This window comes from Bacillus sp. FSL R5-0585 (assembly GCF_038004545.1).
Taxonomy (GTDB): Bacteria; Bacillota; Bacilli; order Bacillales; family Bacillaceae_G; genus Bacillus_A; species Bacillus_A cereus.
The window spans coordinates 1691355-1706722 of record NZ_JBBORJ010000001.1; the positions used below are offsets into that span (position 1 = coordinate 1691355).

Genomic DNA, 15368 nt, shown 5'->3' on the forward strand with positions numbered 1-15368 from the left:
CATATTAATAGCCGATTCTTATTTAGAATCGGCTATTATATTTAAATGATAAATACATATATACTATTTATAAGTGTTTCTCTTGTAATGGGATTAAGCCTCAACCTTGGATACTCGTTTGAAACCAGTCTTTATTGCTTGTACTATTTCGTTCACAGCATAAATAGATACATCGGCATTTGGATTTAACCCTTCAAACCAGTGATAGGCATTTGGATATAAATGAAACTCCACATCAACACCAGCTTGTGCTAGTTTGCTTACATAGGTTAATGTTTCGCTGCGGAATGGATCTAATTGACCAACAAATGTGTAAGTATACGGTAAGTCACTATAATCCTCAGCTCGAGAAGGTGCTGCATAGGCAGGGATTTGATCCGTTCCATACATTTCTCCTAAATACATTTTCCAGCCAGCTTCATTTGCCTTTTGGTTCCAAACAAATCCCTCTTTAATTTCATTTGCTGAAGGTGTATCATTTCTGTCATCAATCATTGGATATAGTGGCATTTGTAAACAAATTGAAGGATATTTTCGATCTCGGGCTAATAATGATAATGCTGCTGTTAGTCCACCGCCAGCGCTTACTCCTGCAACCCCAATTCGATTCGAATCAATGTTTAATGACTTTGCATTATCAGCAATCCATTTTAAAGCTGAATAACAATCCTCAATTGGTGCTGGGTAAGGGTGTTCAGGTGCTAAGCGGTAGTCTACAGACACGACCACACAGCTAGCTTCTTTTGCAAACCTCATACAAGTATCATCGTTATCATCTATCGACCCTAAGATATAACCTCCACCATGTATCCATAATAAGACAGGTAAAGATTCATGATTTGATTTTGGACGATAAATTCGTAATGGTAACGGATTATCATCAGGCCCAACAATGACTTTATCTGTTAAAGAAAGAGAGTCATCAACAACGGTAGGTGGTCTCATTTGAGCTATTCCTTCTCTGATTGATTGCAAATTTTCTGGGCGTAAATCGAGATCCGGAAACATCTCTAACCCTTGTAATAATTCTGGATTTACTCTAGTTTTCATTTTAGCACCTCTATTTGTAATTGTTTTCAAATAAATGAAGTGTATTCTAAGTAGTTTAATTGTGAAAGAACACCACAATTAAATTGTAAATTGGATATGTTATAACGGTCAACAGAATATTCGGAAATTAAAACCTTTCTCAAGAAGGAGTTTCATGCAATTAATAATACAAGTAGCGGATTTAAGAGCAAAGTGTTTTAATGTCGTTGTAATTATGTACATTAGAAAAATTTCTTTTCTAGACTCATGAAGAATTATAAAAAGCAAAATTTTATAGATAGTTATTTTAAAAATAAACAAAAAGAGAAGAACTAACCAATGTTCTTCTCTCTTTTTCATATGTAATTAGGGTATCCATAAATGTAAATACGGATGGTATAGATTAATGGATGAATAATTTATTTTTAAATTAATAACGTAATAAATAAAGATTTTTGTATGTAATATTGCATATACAGGGACCACTGGTGAAAATGCTGAGCAATGTTTTTCCATATGGTAAATTAGTTCCTTATTTATTTATTTTATTTCATTTTCAATCGTGTCAGGCTTGGGGCTAAGATTTACAAAGGTGACTAGTAAAAAATATAACAATACAAGTATAAGATTTTGTACTTAGTAATCTCGCGATTTAAGGCATGACATTAGATAAGTGCGGGGAGTTCAATCGATTTTGAATAAAATTAATAGTATCAGCGGCAATTTTTTTACGTTTAAGAACTATCCCGGCATGCCCACACGTATAAATATATCGTGTAGGTCTTTCCCAAGATTCCCACAAGTAGTCTGTATCCTCAGAATGCACATATAGATCATGCTTACCTGAAATTAATAAAATATTTTCTTTTTTTACTTTTGACAATGCTTGACTCGGTTCAGTGATTTTCCAATAATCTATTAAATCATCATACGTAACACCATGATGTTCCAAGTCTTCTCTAATAAATTTACCCGGAATTGTATTCCAAATAGAATAAGAAAGTCGATTTGCATAGAAAATGGATGCTAACACATCAATTTCTTCTTCAACAAGAGAGGTTAAGTTAGTAATAAATCCGCCTAAACTAATCCCTATTAGAATCAGGGGACCATTTTTATTTGCTTTAATCCATTTAATCAAAGCTCGTAAATCAGCTACCGCTTGTCTAGTTGCTTGTACTGTTCGTTCAATATTTGCACTTACCATATACTCTCCACTGAATAGGGATTGATCGGGTTTTCTTTCAAAATGATAGGGTAGAGTGAAATAATACATATTCCACTTCAGGGTGGTCATATGATTGTGGAATATTTTTTTCACACGTTCGTTAGAATCCATTCTCCAACCGTGAACAAAGATAACATGAGGTGCATTTTCATTTTCATGTAAGAATAATTCCCCAGTTACAGAGTCGTTGCGTGAATCACCGGATTGAACCGAGCTTTTATAGTTGAATTGTCCGAGCATGTATTCATTTTCCTGCTTTGAATGCTTAATGTCAAAATGAATATGTGATGGTTTTACTTTATAAAAAGATTCTATGTCCTTTATATTTAATGAGGTGTTAGAAAGGGAAGTAAACTGAAACGCTACACTTCTTTTTTTGTGTAAATCATATAAGGCGTACCGATCAATGAGTTTTGAAAAAATCAAATTAACCTCCTCCAAAGTACATATTGTTTAAAACATAGACAAAATTTATGTTTTAAATTAATTAGGAAATATTCTCTTTTCCTAATAGTAGGTGCTTGAATTATAAAGACAGGTGATAAATTTGTATATTATATTATAAAGCTTACAATAAATAATTTATACTAAAATTTAAGAAGCAAGTTAATATTCTTATCTATATAAAAGAATGTTAACTTGCTTCTTTTCGTATTAAAAGATGTAATTTCTATGAGGAACTTAACAATTCCCATCTAGATATTCACAAATAGCTTCTCTATATTTATTGCATAGAAATTATACAATAAATATATTTTTTATATTATATACATTAAATTAAGCTTAACCTCTCTTTTCTATAAGTCTCTTAAATTGACTAACTCCTTACCAATATTCAAAAACGACTGCATTTTTGAATTTGTGTTCTAGTTTTTCTTGAACAGGTAAATGAATAACTACACATAAACTCCTTATATCTCTAGTTAAACTACCGATTAGCTCCATATAAACTCTAGATAACCTATATAGAATACAAGTTATCAAGGAGGTAAGAAAAATGAATTTTATGAAACGAGCAATTCTCAGTATGAAAAAAAGAATAGGAACATCATTAATTTTGATGGCAGTTTTTCTGATTGTTACAAATTTGGTTCTTTCAGGTTTCACAATCCAAAATGCGTCAAAAAAAGCAGCGGATGCTGCGAGAAAAAAACTTGGTGCAGATGTTACTTTAGGTCTTGATTTCGACAAATTAGGTCAAAAAGCTAAGGAAACTGGAGAAATGCCAAATCCGCCGCAGCTCGATACAAAAGAAACAGAACAATTAGCGAAGTCCCAGTATGTAAAAGACTATAATTACATAGCTAACACTTTCGGTATTTCTGATGGACTTAAACTAGTAGGAGCTTCAGAAGGAGAAAAAGGTAAAGGTAAAGCGGGAATAGCGGCTGTGCGAGGCGGTTCAAGCTCTGGTACAGAAATAGATATGAATGCTTCTTTTATGATTGAGGGAGTCCGCAAGACTGCATTACAAGAAAGCTTTAAAAACGGAAAAAGTAAAATCATTGATGGAAAACCAATTACAGAGCAAATGAAGGATCAGAATGTAGCTTTAATGGAAAAACGATTAGCGGAATTAAACAATTTGAAAGTAGGAGACAAAGTTAAAGTGCAATCAGGGGATAAGAAGGAAACCCTTGAGGTTGAAATTATCGGTATTTACGAAACAAATGAGCAAGCAATGGGTCAACAGGTTCCTCCTATTATGGATCCAGCTAATAAACTATATATGCCGCATTCAACTATGAAAAAATTAGAAGTAGACCAAGGTATAAGTAGTGTTCAAGTCGTGTATTTCTTGAATGATCCACAATATATTGATGCATTTAAAAAAGAAGCAAAAAAATCTAATATTGATTTTAATTATTATAAATTAGATGCGCATGATTCATTGTACAAGCAAATGATTGGTCCTATCGAAAATATCTCTTCGACTTCTCAAATGATCATTTATATTGTATCGATTGCAGGTGCGATCATTTTAGGATTAATCATTATGCTATCAATTAAAGGGCGTCGTAAAGAAATGGGAATTTTATTGTCTATTGGAGAGAAAAAGTGGAAACTGATGGCGCAATTCGTAGTAGAAGTAGTGTGTGTCGCTATTTTAGCATTTGGATTATCCATAACAACAGGAGCTAAAGTTTCTCAATATATCGGGGATAATTTACTTTCGAATGAAATTGCTACTGCAAGCGAAGAAACAGATACCTCGCAACATGGTACTGTAATGATGGCTGGACCTGGTGGTACTCTACAAAATCAAAAAGAAGATCCAATTGATAAAATTGATGTAAGTGTAACAGGAGAAGATGTAGGGAAAATGGGTGGAATTGGACTAGCTATTGCCATAATAGCAACGCTTCTTCCAGCATTATCTATTCTACGTTTAAACCCAAAACAAATTCTTTTAAAAGATGAATGAGGAGGCTCGATATGGAGACGATTTTACAGTTTAAAAATTTGGATTATTACTATGAAAGTAATGGAAAAAATGTAGCGATACTAGATAATGTTAACTTTTCTTTTCAAAAAGGACATTTCTACACGATTTTAGGACCATCTGGATCTGGTAAAACCACAACTCTGAGCTTAGGTTGTGGACTGGATGTCCCTAAAAATGGTTATGTACTGTATAATGGCAAAGATATTAGAAAAATTGGTTTGGATCGATACCGTAATCAAAATGTATCTGTAATTTTCCAATCTTATAACTTAATTACCTATATGACCGCTCTTCAAAACGTCTTAACAGCAATGGAAATTACAGGTGTTAAAGTGCAAAATAAAATAGCAAGAGCATTAGAATTATTAGAGAGGGTAGGACTCTCAGAAGCTGAAGCGAAACGAAACGTCCTGCAACTAAGTGGCGGGCAACAACAGCGTGTAGCAATCGCTCGAGCACTATCTTGTAATGTTGATTTACTAATTGCAGATGAGCCGACAGGAAATCTCGACGAGGAAACCGCAATGGATATAATAGAACTGTTTCAAGAACTTGCACATAAAGAGAATAAATGCATTATTGTTGTGACGCACTCACAGGAGGTTGCAAAAAAATCAGATCGTGCTGTGTATTTAAGTAAAAAGAAGTTGGTCGTAAATGAAATCTAATATAAACATCGTAGTTATTAAATTCACATAATTTTCGAAATCTATCCCTTTCAAAAGTTTATATTTGATTTATAATAATATCAAGCCATAACCAAAATGGTCTCCCTGTACTGAATGTTAAAATAGTTTGTTGTTCCCGTTTTAATAATATTTGAAAAAGAACTTGTAGGATATTCTACAAGTTCTTTTTATTATAATTGGTTACCTATATCATGGGATAATCACACATAGTTATTGCAGAATTAAACCTACAATCATAATTAAACTAAATACTATTATCCAACCAAACACACAATAGCCAAAAATTCTAATCCATTTAGGTAATTGATTCATGTTAATTTTATTTGAGGGAACTCCCTGCATAGAAAACATCATTTTTTGATCTCTATCTCTATTATTTTGTTGTTCATACATAATATCATCACCTTTCCAGATATATTGAGTTTGTAGTATATCAACCTAAAGAAATTCATGTACAGAATAAAAGGGGATAGCATATATATTATGTGGTGGACATTATAACTAAATGCATTTAATTGCCATGATTCTAAGCGTTAATCCGTTATAAATGCTGAAAAAGAACCCTACATAAATAGGACTCATTTTCTTCAAATATTAAGTTGCTGGATATGCATCAGAACCAAGATAACGTTCTTTTATAATTTGAAGATGATGAAGTTCATGACCAGCAATGATGTATGCTAATGCACGAACTGTAACTTCAGAATTATTCGCATTTCCTCTTTGTGACCAAGCTTCTTTATCTAAGCTTCTAAGTAAATACAGGGTAGATTGGCGAACAACTATTAAATTCTCAAGAAGATCTTGCATAGATTGCTTATCAAAAACAGCTCTAAGAACATACATATCATCATTATAGCCTGGAAGTTCTGCTGTCTCGCCTCGAGCGATAGATAGCAATCGATACGCCATAATCCGTTCTGTATCTGCTATATGACCGATTACTTCTTTTATACTCCATTTAGTAGGAGCATACCGGAAAAGTCCCTCACTATTAGAAATTCCCTTTAATAAAAGATTCGTTTCTTTCATTTGTTGTTCTAGAATATGTATGATATTTCCGTCTGATACCAAGTTGGTATACGTTGCATAATAGGAGTTATATTCACTTACCTTTGGTCTTATTTGCATACGAATCATCCTTTTTGTTTTATGTTTAATCTTTACATATAGCTTATCATAAAAGAATTCCAAATTAATCTGAAAAATGGAGGCAAATATGCATTTTTCATCCTCCTTTTCAGTTTCATAGATGAAATGCATCTCAAATAAGAGAATCTAATTTGCTGCTAAGCGGAATTTCGTTTTTTTGCTGTTATAGTAGAAGATAAATATGTAAATTGAATACAGTTTGTCACTACTTATGATAATCGCTATTTAAGAAGCAGCATTTGTCCATTAAGTGAAAAACCTGTTAATAAGTTTATATTTACTACAAAAACAAACAAACTCGTCCTATTTAAAGGAGAGTTTGTTTGTTTTTGTGTTTAGATAATGGAATGCTCATGCGAAATTGCACACTATGTTCCATATTTTTTATTGAATACTTTATATCTAGCGTTTCAAGAATTTGTTTAACAATATATAATCCCAAACCACTTCCTCCAGTATTTCGATTTCTTGATTTTTCAATTCGATAAAATGGTTTGAAAATTTGTTGTAAATCTTCATCTTTAATATTGATACCTGTATTTATAATTTGCATTTCGATTTGACCTTGTTTCGAATCCTCACTTAACTTTATATAGACTTTTTCATTATGTGGTGAATACATAACCGCATTGTGAATAATATTTTTACATGCTTTTTCTAAAAGAGCACAATCTGTATAAATAGAAAGGTCAGAATCAATTTCTTTTATTATTTCGATGCTCTTTTGAGAAGCAAAAAATTCGAGATCTTTTGTGATTGTACCTATTAACTTTGAAGAATTAACTTTCTCTATTTTTAGTTTGAAGGTGTGTTGTTCTAATTTCGATACGCTTAAAATTTCACGAACTAATTGTTCCATACTTTCAATAATTTGATGATTTTTCTTTAAATATTGATCGCGATTTTGATAAGGGCCAATATTGTAAATCATCCCTTCTAAGTAGCCTTTCATTACAGTAAGAGGGGACTTTAATTCATGTGCTACAATCGCAAAAAACTCTCTGCGTTTTGTTTCTATTTCTCTTTCTTTTTCAATATCATTTTTTAATTGTTCATTTGCTTTTTTTAAATCAAACATAGCTTGTTGTAAGTTAATAGACATGTCATTCAAACTATTAGACAATTCGCCCAACTCATCTGTAGAGCGAACCTCAATTTTTTCGGAGAAATCTAAATTTGCCATCTTTTGTGCACCTTCATTAATATAAATAAGTGGCTTTGTAATAAACCTGGAATAAAAATAAGCACTTCCTATACCAATAATGAGCACAATGATACTAATATAGGGGAGAAAGCGTACTAAAACCTGTGAAGCTTCATCAATCGGTTGAAATGTAGCAAAGACTATAAGCGTTAAACTACCATCTTGGAATTGAATTGGTTTCGTAACGTTATATGAATTGCTAAGGGTACTTGCATTCTCGAATCGTGTTGCTTTAGTAACTACTGTTTTTTGCGTACCACTTTGAATAAAAGAAAACGAAGGAGAGTAAATAATTACCCCTTCTTTATTTTGGAGGTAAAGCATCGCATTATTTTTTTTTGCGTATTCATCAAAAAGTGGTATCGCATCTTGAAACGTAAGATTTTTAGACTTATCAATGATTTCGTTTATCCCTGTTTGAAGTTGATCTGTTTTATATTGCTCATAAAATGTAGGGAGAAAGAAGTATAAAGTTAAATAAATCAATACTGCAAAGGATAACAAAATGAGAGATGTAGTCATAAAGAGTTTATAAGTGATTTGCTTCATTTTCATGAGTTTCACAATACTATTCATCAATTTTATAACCAATACCCTTTATTGTTTTAATATAAGGGATAGCTAATTTTTTGCGTAGGTTTTTAATATGTGTATCAATTATTCGTGTTTCTCCAAAATAATCGTACCCCCAAACTTTCTCTACGATATTTTCTCTTGTAAGTACTTTTCTCTCATTTTGAAATAGTAGTTGTAGAATTTCAAACTCTTTTGTCGTTAATATAATTTCAAGGTCATTTACATACACTCTATATGCATCCACATCGATACGAACTTCTTTAAATATCAAATGATTATTTACATTTTTATCATAACTTCTTCTAAGTACAGCTTCGACTCGTCTAATCAAAACATGAAATGAAAAGGGTTTTGTTATATAATCATCGATCCCAAGATCGAATCCTTTCATTTGATCTTCCTCTTCTTCCAACGCAGTTAGCATAATAATTGGTACGTTTGACTGACTTCGGATCATTTTAGAAACTTCAAATCCATTAAGATTGGGCATCATGACATCTAGAAGAATTAAATCAAAGGATTGCTTATTAAATTGTGTCATACCCTCTAGTCCATCTGAAGCGACTACCACTGTATACTGCTGTGTCATTAAAAATTGTTTAATTAATTCCTGAATTTCTTGATCGTCCTCAACCACGAGGATATGATAATTTTTCATAATATCACCTCTGGTAGTCATTATAGCCGTACAATCTGGAGTTTATGTGGAGATACAGTAGTAAACTTCATAGGACGTTTACTACCAAAAAGTATTATTAGCTATATTCCTTTTTTATGGAGAAATAATTGCTTAAAAAAACTTATCGTATGAATTGATGTACGATTAATATTTACGAAAAACTAATGTATAATAACGTGAATTGTATGTAGTTTCTTAAAATTATCGAAAATATACTTTTGCTTCTTTACCAAAAGAGGAAAAGGAATTTCAATATAGAAGAAGCTACTGTAATACTAGAGTGTGTGCCAAGAACTATGGATTTCTTTCATCTAGTTTTTATTTAATCGTTAATCACTACATAACAATGTTCTTGCTAAACTAAAAGTTTAAAGGTACAAACTTGGAGAGATTTATATAATGCTAGAAAGGTTGTGAAATGATTTGATGGGTTATAAAGCGATGCTGTTTGATTTAGATGATACATTACTTGATAGGGATAAAGCAGTAGAGGCATTATTTTTAATTGTTTTAGAAAAGTGTTATGAAAATGTAGATGGTGCGGCTAAAAGCAACATGTTACAGAAATTCAAAGAATACGATAAAAGAGAATATGGCATAAGTAATAAAACGACAGTTTTAGAATCATTGTTTGATGAATTCACGCCAAGGTATAGATTGCCACGCAATTACATCCAAGATTTTTGGAATAATAATTTCCCTAGATGTTTTTCAATAGACCAAAATACTATTCATTTCTTAAATCAAATAAAGAAGCACTGTAAAGTTGGAATTATAACAAATGGCTCAACTCAGAGGCAAAAAGCTAAAATATTTAACACGAATTTAAATAGGTATTTTGAAACAATCATTATTTCTGAAGAAGTGGGATTTAGTAAACCTGATAAACGTATATTCGAACTAGCATTAAATAAGCTAAATGTACAAACGGAAAATACTTTATTTGTTGGGGATGACTTAGAAAAGGATATTGCTGGTCCTCAAAATGCAAATATAAAAGGTGTGTGGTTTAACCCTCAGAAAATCAAGAATACTACCAAAATACAACCATATGCCGAGATTAACACTTTGGATAGTTTGTTAAGTTATGTTACTCCACAATATTTTTATAACAAGTAAAAGTAATTCCATATATATTCAAAAATATAAAAAAAGAGGAACTATCATTAATTTCATTGACCGTATTAGTAATAAAAAATATATATTTACAACAAAAAATAGAGGTCATTTTAATAGCTGAGGCTAATTTAATCTATGATTAATACGAAGTTTTGTAAAACAATTTTACTTATACTGTGTAAATTATAAAGGGGTGAGACTATGGAAATAAAGAAAGTAGTAATCGATGGAATCAATATTGCGGTCATTAGGAACGATAAGGTATTAATATCGGATGTTCAGTCTGCATTAGATATTATGGCAACAGTTCAATATGAGGTAGATGCGAAACATATTATTATCCATAAATCTTTAATAAGTGAAGATTTCTTTGATCTAAAAACACGGCTTGCGGGCGATATCCTTCAAAAGTTTATAAACTACAAGGTAAAGATTGCTATTGTTGGAGATTTCTCTATGTATACTAGTAAAAGCTTAAAGGATTTTATTTATGAATGTAATAAAGGAAAAGATATTTTTTACTTAGCAACTGAACAACAAGCAATTGAAAAACTAAGTACATTAAAGTAATAATTATATCCTGCTAAATTCCCCCATTTCACTTAGTTCATGATTATATACGATATAGAAGAACTGATGTTTGTGGTAAACTAAGAGGTGAATAAAGGGGGAGTTTTCTTGAACAATTTTAATGATACGATCCGAGATTTAAACAATATAGTTTACAAACCTAACAATTTAATGATTACGAATCTAAAAGAAGAAAAGCAAAACGCAGAATATGCAGGATGTTTATTCCACTTAAATAAAAAAACCATTCGTTTTAGAAAATCAAAAGTTACTCCTAATAAAATTGGTCAATTTGTTTCTTTTTGGGAGAAAGATGAAAATATGCGAAATAGAGCTTTCTCTTATGAAGCTGCTCCTGATTTATTAGTAATCACTTGTATTGCTGATAACAAACTAGGACAATTTATTTTTCCTAAAGAGATTCTTCTTAAAGAAAAAATATTGAGAACACAAAGTCAAACAGGGAAAATGGCAATGAGAATTTATCCTGTTTGGGATACCACTGTTAGCAATCAAGCTAAAAGGAGCCAAACGTGGCAACTTCACTATTTTGTTGATTTAAGTGATATTAATAATTTGCCTATAGATAAACTATTAAATTTATATTCGTAGCTTTTGATTTGCCCCAAAAAGAAGTAATTACAGAAAAGACATTTGTAATGACGCCTTTTATTAATTTACCTCGTGAATCGTAATTTTTGTACCGGTACAGTTAAATGAAATGTACATTGTTACAGTGCCCCTTAAAATTTACAATCAGCATATATTATTTAAACTTATAAATTTTTAAGGGGTGCTAATTATGACAAGTTTACAAAATCAGCTTTTCACAAGATTAAATCTTAAAAAACGTAATGAAGTAACGTTTGAAGAATTACCTACTATACTCTTTTCATTTGCACACACTATACCATTTGAGAATTTAGATGTTATAGCACGAAATACGAATCAAATCTCTCTGGAAAACTTACGAGAGAAAATTTTAACTAGTTCCCGTGGTGGACTTTGCTACGAATTAAATACTCTTTTTTACTATTTCTTAAGAGACTGTGGCTATGATGTACAACTGGCATTAGGTACGGTGTATAAAAACGATATAAATACATGGGCACTTGAGGATGGCCATATAACAATTATTTTAACTTATGATAATGTACAGTATTTAATTGATGTAGGTATAGCTTCGTTAGTACCTCTTGTTCCTGTACCTTTTACTGGCGAGTCGGTTTCTTCAAAAAATGGTTCGTACCGGGTGAGACGGAAAGATACGAGTAAAGGAAATTATGTTTTAGAAAGAATAGATGCTACTGGAGAATGGAAAGTTTGTCATGCTTTTTATAAACATATTATTGATGAGATAGTAGTAAATGATGTTCAAAGAAGAGTGATAGAAGATGAGAAATCTATTTTTAATAAAGGACCAATTGCAGTAAAGTTGACGAACTCTGGCCATATTTCATTAACGAATACAAGTTTAACCGAAATTATTCATGGGGAAAAAACTAAGCGTGAAATTACAGAAGATCAATATAAAGAGTTTTTATATACTTTATTTGCTATTAAGTTATGAATAATAAAGATAGCCGGTTCTTATTCAGAAGCGGCTATCTTTATTATTTTTGGTGTAAATGGTTTTCTTCTAATATGTTTCGGAAACTGCGGTATAGTTAATGTTTCCTTAGCTTCTTCATATGTATGAAAAATTGGTTCTTTTCCATCATCCCCTTGTAAAACTAGCCCTTCATCTCAGATTACATATGTCATAAAACCACCCCATCTAGTAAAGAATTATGTTCTTTTGCAGCAGAATAATACGATTTAAAGTTTGATTTTCTTAATACATATAATACACTAGAACAGTACGAAAAAGTATGCACAATTAATTTTGAATGTAAAGGAAGATTATTATGTCAGTTATTGATAAATTGAAACTTAATAAGTATACAAATATGGTCGTTATTAACGAACCAAGTGATTATGACATTTTTACAGGTAAAGAAACTGCATTCTCAAAAGAACACGATGCTATCTTTATATTTGTAGAAACGCTTGATGAAATGGTGAAACAAACGAATTTTATTATAAGTAATGAAGAATTACTAGTTGAAAAAGGTTACGTATTCTTTGCATATCCGAAAAAAGGTAATGCTCGTTATAGTACGTTTATTCACCGTGATGAGATGTTTCCGGCATTAAACGTTGGAGAAGATGGTTATGTGGGAGAAAGCGATATTAAATTTGCACGAATGGTAAGTATGGATGAAGTCTTTACTGTTGTTGGTTTAAAACGTGAAAAGAAAAAAACAACAAAAACATCTGCTATGAGTCAATGTGTTGCCGATTATGCAGATCGAATTAAAGATGTTGAAGCATTATTAGCTAATCATCCGAATGAACTTAAGTTTTATCAAAGTTTAACGCCTGGATACCAAAAAGATTGGGCACGTAATCTTTTTTCTGTGAAACAAGAAAAAACACGTGAAAAACGTCTAGAGAAAATGATAGAAATCCTTTCACAAGGCTATAAAACAATTGAATTATTCCGTAAGAAGAAAAAATAATGATTAAGGAAGTCACAATGCTGCAACAATTAATTGTGATGAGTACATTGAAAAAAGCATTCCTTCCATTATACTAAGGAATGTTCTTATATTTATATACTTAGCAAAAGAGAAAAGGTGTTTGAAATGAAATCGTATATTGTAGTTGGATCTGGAATTTTAGGAGCGTCTACTGCTTATCATCTTGCTAAGGCAGGTGCGAATGTTACTATCGTGGATCGCCAACAATTAGGGCAAGCAACTGATGCAGGAGCAGGAATTGTATGTCCATGGTTATCACAGCGTCGTAATAAAGCATGGTATAAAATTGTTAAAGGCGGTGCACGTTACTATTCTTCGTTAATTCAGCAATTAGAAGAAGACGGTGAAACTGACACAGGATATAATCGTGTAGGTGCAATTAGTTTACATACTGACGAGAAAAAGTTAGATCAAATGGAAGAGCGAGCTTATAAACGACGTGAAGATGCCCCGGAGATTGGTGAAATCACTCGCTTATCAGCTGAAGAAACAAAAAAAATATTCCCAGCATTATCAGACGAATATAGTTCTGTTCATATTAGTGGTGCTGCACGAGTAAATGGGAGATTATTACGCAATGCATTAATAAGTGCTGCGAAAAAACATGGTGCAACTTTCATAAAAGGCGATGCTATATTAGTCCGTGAAGGAAATCATATTACGGGAGTTACAGTAAACGATGAAACAATTTTAGCGGAAAAGGTTATTGTAACTGCAGGCGCATGGGCGAATGAAATCTTGAAACCATTAGGAATTAATTTCTTAGTTACATTCCAAAAAGGACAAATTGTTCATCTGCAAATCGAGAATACAGCAACAGAAAATATGCCAGTTGTTATGCCACCAAACGATCAATATATTTTAACGTTTGACAATGGTCATGTCGTAATTGGTGCAACACATGAGAATGATACTGGTTTCGATCATCGTGTAACAGCTGGTGGTTTACATGAAGTATTCCATAAGGCATTAGCAGTTGCACCTGGCTTAGAAAATGCTACAATGCTTGAAACGAGAGTTGGATTCAGACCATTTACACCAGGATTCTTACCTGTTATCGGACCGCTACCTAACTTTGAAGGAATTCTCGTTGCGAATGGATTAGGGGCTTCGGGTTTAACAGCTGGTCCATATCTAGGAGCGGAACTTGCTAAACTAGCGCTCAGACAAACGATTGAATTAGATTTAAATGATTATGATGTTGCTGGCGCAATTGAATAATATAGGGTACTGCTAACATTTAGGAAAAACCATGCTAAACAAATTCGACAAGAAATAATCAGTTTTTCCTCTGTTAAGAGTAAGCCTGTTTATGAAAAATAAAATTATTTAAAAATAGAGGGCCGACATTATAAACCTGCATTAATAATGTAGAATTGTGATGGCGGCTCTTTATTCATATTGATTTAAAACTTATTTTTGAGAGGAGGTTAAGTAATGAGGGCGTCATATCAAGTATTGATATTTCCTTATATAAAAACTGCCTATTCTATTCAATATGCCATTTTTAACCGAAGTGATTATGGTTATTGGCAAGGAATAGCTGGTGGCGGAGAAGACGGTGAGATTCCTATTGAATCAGCAAAACGGGAAGCGTTTGAAGAGGCTGGTATTACAAGAGAATGTCCATATATACAATTAGATTCTGTGTCTTCACTACCAGTAGAGGATGTAGTTGGAGGATTCCTTTGGGGAGAAGAGGTTTATGTAATAAAAGAATTTTCTTTTGGAGTTAAAGTCCCTACAAAAAACATATCATTATCTAAAGAACACTTTAATTATAAATGGTTATGCTTTGAGGAAGCAGTAACGCTTTTGAAATGGGATAGCAACAAAACAGCATTGTGGGAATTAAACAAAAGACTATTAAAACAATAAAAGTTTTAGCTAACAAAGATAGTAGTGGAACAAGAATTGAACCATTAACAAACCTTTGCTACACTTCTAAACAATGTTTTATAGATTTGGCATGGGTAATGAATGAAGAGAATTTGTACTAAGAAAAGCCCTATACAGTTGACTCTGAAAAAATGAAAATAATTAGAAATATTTTTATATCGTACGGTTTTTGACTATGAATAACGGAATAAATAT

At 32.0% G+C, this 15368-nt stretch carries 15 protein-coding genes; 9 read left to right on the forward strand and 6 right to left on the reverse strand.

Features of this window, described 5'->3' with window-relative positions; genetic code table 11:
* Nucleotides 1-93: 93 nt before the first annotated feature.
* Together MKY38_RS08770 and MKY38_RS08775 are read right to left on the reverse strand one after the other, a co-directional pair.
* On the reverse strand, nucleotides 94-1050 hold the full coding sequence (locus tag MKY38_RS08770; RefSeq protein WP_000857943.1) for an alpha/beta hydrolase: 957 nt from the start codon (nucleotides 1048-1050) through the stop codon (nucleotides 94-96).
* 631 nt (nucleotides 1051-1681) lie between these two features.
* Entirely contained in the window at nucleotides 1682-2683 is a 1002-nt protein-coding gene (locus MKY38_RS08775; protein WP_065224891.1) for an alpha/beta hydrolase, read from the reverse strand.
* A 571-nt stretch (nucleotides 2684-3254) separates the two neighbouring features.
* On the opposite strand from MKY38_RS08775, the gene MKY38_RS08780 reads away from it, so the two are divergent.
* Entirely contained in the window at nucleotides 3255-4682 is a 1428-nt protein-coding gene (locus MKY38_RS08780) for an ABC transporter permease (RefSeq protein ID WP_341048718.1), read from the forward strand.
* A gap of 11 nt (nucleotides 4683-4693) precedes the next feature.
* Complete coding sequence (locus MKY38_RS08785; protein WP_065224893.1) at nucleotides 4694-5371, forward strand: ABC transporter ATP-binding protein; 678 nt, start codon at nucleotides 4694-4696, stop codon at nucleotides 5369-5371.
* 231 nt (nucleotides 5372-5602) lie between these two features.
* Here MKY38_RS08785 and MKY38_RS08790 read toward each other — a convergent pair whose 3' ends face one another.
* The 4 genes from MKY38_RS08790 to MKY38_RS08805 form a co-directional block, all read right to left on the reverse strand.
* The gene (locus MKY38_RS08790) at nucleotides 5603-5785 is read right to left on the reverse strand and encodes a hypothetical protein (protein WP_000273230.1); all 183 of its coding nucleotides are present in this window, start codon (nucleotides 5783-5785) and stop codon (nucleotides 5603-5605) included.
* 201 nt (nucleotides 5786-5986) lie between these two features.
* Nucleotides 5987-6523, reverse strand: coding sequence for a DinB family protein (locus MKY38_RS08795; protein ID WP_065224894.1), 537 nt, complete (start codon nucleotides 6521-6523; stop codon nucleotides 5987-5989).
* Between the two features lie 328 nt (nucleotides 6524-6851).
* Complete coding sequence (locus MKY38_RS08800; protein WP_070180259.1) at nucleotides 6852-8303, reverse strand: sensor histidine kinase; 1452 nt, start codon at nucleotides 8301-8303, stop codon at nucleotides 6852-6854.
* Nucleotides 8304-8316: 13 nt separating this feature from the next.
* Nucleotides 8317-8982, reverse strand: coding sequence for a response regulator transcription factor (locus MKY38_RS08805; RefSeq protein ID WP_065224896.1), 666 nt, complete (start codon nucleotides 8980-8982; stop codon nucleotides 8317-8319).
* Nucleotides 8983-9429: 447 nt separating this feature from the next.
* Between MKY38_RS08805 and MKY38_RS08810 the strand changes: the two genes are divergently transcribed.
* The 7 genes from MKY38_RS08810 to MKY38_RS08840 all read left to right on the forward strand — a co-directional run bounded on the left by MKY38_RS08810 (nucleotide 9430) and on the right by MKY38_RS08840 (nucleotide 15152).
* Entirely contained in the window at nucleotides 9430-10122 is a 693-nt protein-coding gene (locus tag MKY38_RS08810; protein ID WP_065224897.1) for an HAD family hydrolase, read from the forward strand.
* Between the two features lie 201 nt (nucleotides 10123-10323).
* A complete protein-coding gene (locus tag MKY38_RS08815) occupies nucleotides 10324-10692 on the forward strand; it encodes a DUF4180 domain-containing protein (protein WP_065224898.1) in 369 nt (122 codons plus the stop codon).
* Nucleotides 10693-10800: 108 nt separating this feature from the next.
* Nucleotides 10801-11304, forward strand: a complete 504-nt coding sequence (locus MKY38_RS08820) for a MepB family protein (protein ID WP_070180179.1) — start codon at nucleotides 10801-10803, stop codon at nucleotides 11302-11304.
* 190 nt (nucleotides 11305-11494) lie between these two features.
* Nucleotides 11495-12262, forward strand: a complete 768-nt coding sequence (locus tag MKY38_RS08825; protein WP_046392779.1) for an arylamine N-acetyltransferase family protein — start codon at nucleotides 11495-11497, stop codon at nucleotides 12260-12262.
* A gap of 337 nt (nucleotides 12263-12599) precedes the next feature.
* The gene (locus MKY38_RS08830) at nucleotides 12600-13253 is read left to right on the forward strand and encodes a YdeI/OmpD-associated family protein (protein WP_065224901.1); all 654 of its coding nucleotides are present in this window, start codon (nucleotides 12600-12602) and stop codon (nucleotides 13251-13253) included.
* A gap of 126 nt (nucleotides 13254-13379) precedes the next feature.
* Nucleotides 13380-14495: an NAD(P)/FAD-dependent oxidoreductase gene (locus tag MKY38_RS08835; protein WP_341048724.1), complete on the forward strand. Its 1116-nt coding sequence runs from the start codon at nucleotides 13380-13382 to the stop codon at nucleotides 14493-14495.
* Nucleotides 14496-14711: 216 nt separating this feature from the next.
* The gene (locus MKY38_RS08840) at nucleotides 14712-15152 is read left to right on the forward strand and encodes an NUDIX hydrolase (RefSeq protein WP_065224902.1); all 441 of its coding nucleotides are present in this window, start codon (nucleotides 14712-14714) and stop codon (nucleotides 15150-15152) included.
* Nucleotides 15153-15368 lie beyond the last annotated feature (216 nt).

Excerpts from the sequence above, each read along its gene's own strand:
- MKY38_RS08770 (WP_000857943.1), bottom strand. The coding sequence starts at position 1,050 with ATGAAAACTAGAGTAAATCCAGAATTATTACAAGGGTTAGAGATGTTT.
- MKY38_RS08780 (WP_341048718.1), top strand. The coding sequence starts at position 3,255 with ATGAATTTTATGAAACGAGCAATTCTCAGTATGAAAAAAAGAATAGGA.
- MKY38_RS08785 (WP_065224893.1), top strand. The coding sequence starts at position 4,694 with ATGGAGACGATTTTACAGTTTAAAAATTTGGATTATTACTATGAAAGT.
- MKY38_RS08790 (WP_000273230.1), bottom strand. The coding sequence starts at position 5,785 with ATGTATGAACAACAAAATAATAGAGATAGAGATCAAAAAATGATGTTT.
- MKY38_RS08795 (WP_065224894.1), bottom strand. The coding sequence starts at position 6,523 with ATGCAAATAAGACCAAAGGTAAGTGAATATAACTCCTATTATGCAACG.
- MKY38_RS08800 (WP_070180259.1), bottom strand. The coding sequence starts at position 8,303 with ATGAAAATGAAGCAAATCACTTATAAACTCTTTATGACTACATCTCTC.
- MKY38_RS08805 (WP_065224896.1), bottom strand. The coding sequence starts at position 8,982 with ATGAAAAATTATCATATCCTCGTGGTTGAGGACGATCAAGAAATTCAG.
- MKY38_RS08810 (WP_065224897.1), top strand. The coding sequence starts at position 9,430 with ATGGGTTATAAAGCGATGCTGTTTGATTTAGATGATACATTACTTGAT.
- MKY38_RS08815 (WP_065224898.1), top strand. The coding sequence starts at position 10,324 with ATGGAAATAAAGAAAGTAGTAATCGATGGAATCAATATTGCGGTCATT.
- MKY38_RS08825 (WP_046392779.1), top strand. The coding sequence starts at position 11,495 with ATGACAAGTTTACAAAATCAGCTTTTCACAAGATTAAATCTTAAAAAA.
- MKY38_RS08830 (WP_065224901.1), top strand. The coding sequence starts at position 12,600 with ATGTCAGTTATTGATAAATTGAAACTTAATAAGTATACAAATATGGTC.
- MKY38_RS08835 (WP_341048724.1), top strand. The coding sequence starts at position 13,380 with ATGAAATCGTATATTGTAGTTGGATCTGGAATTTTAGGAGCGTCTACT.
- MKY38_RS08840 (WP_065224902.1), top strand. The coding sequence starts at position 14,712 with ATGAGGGCGTCATATCAAGTATTGATATTTCCTTATATAAAAACTGCC.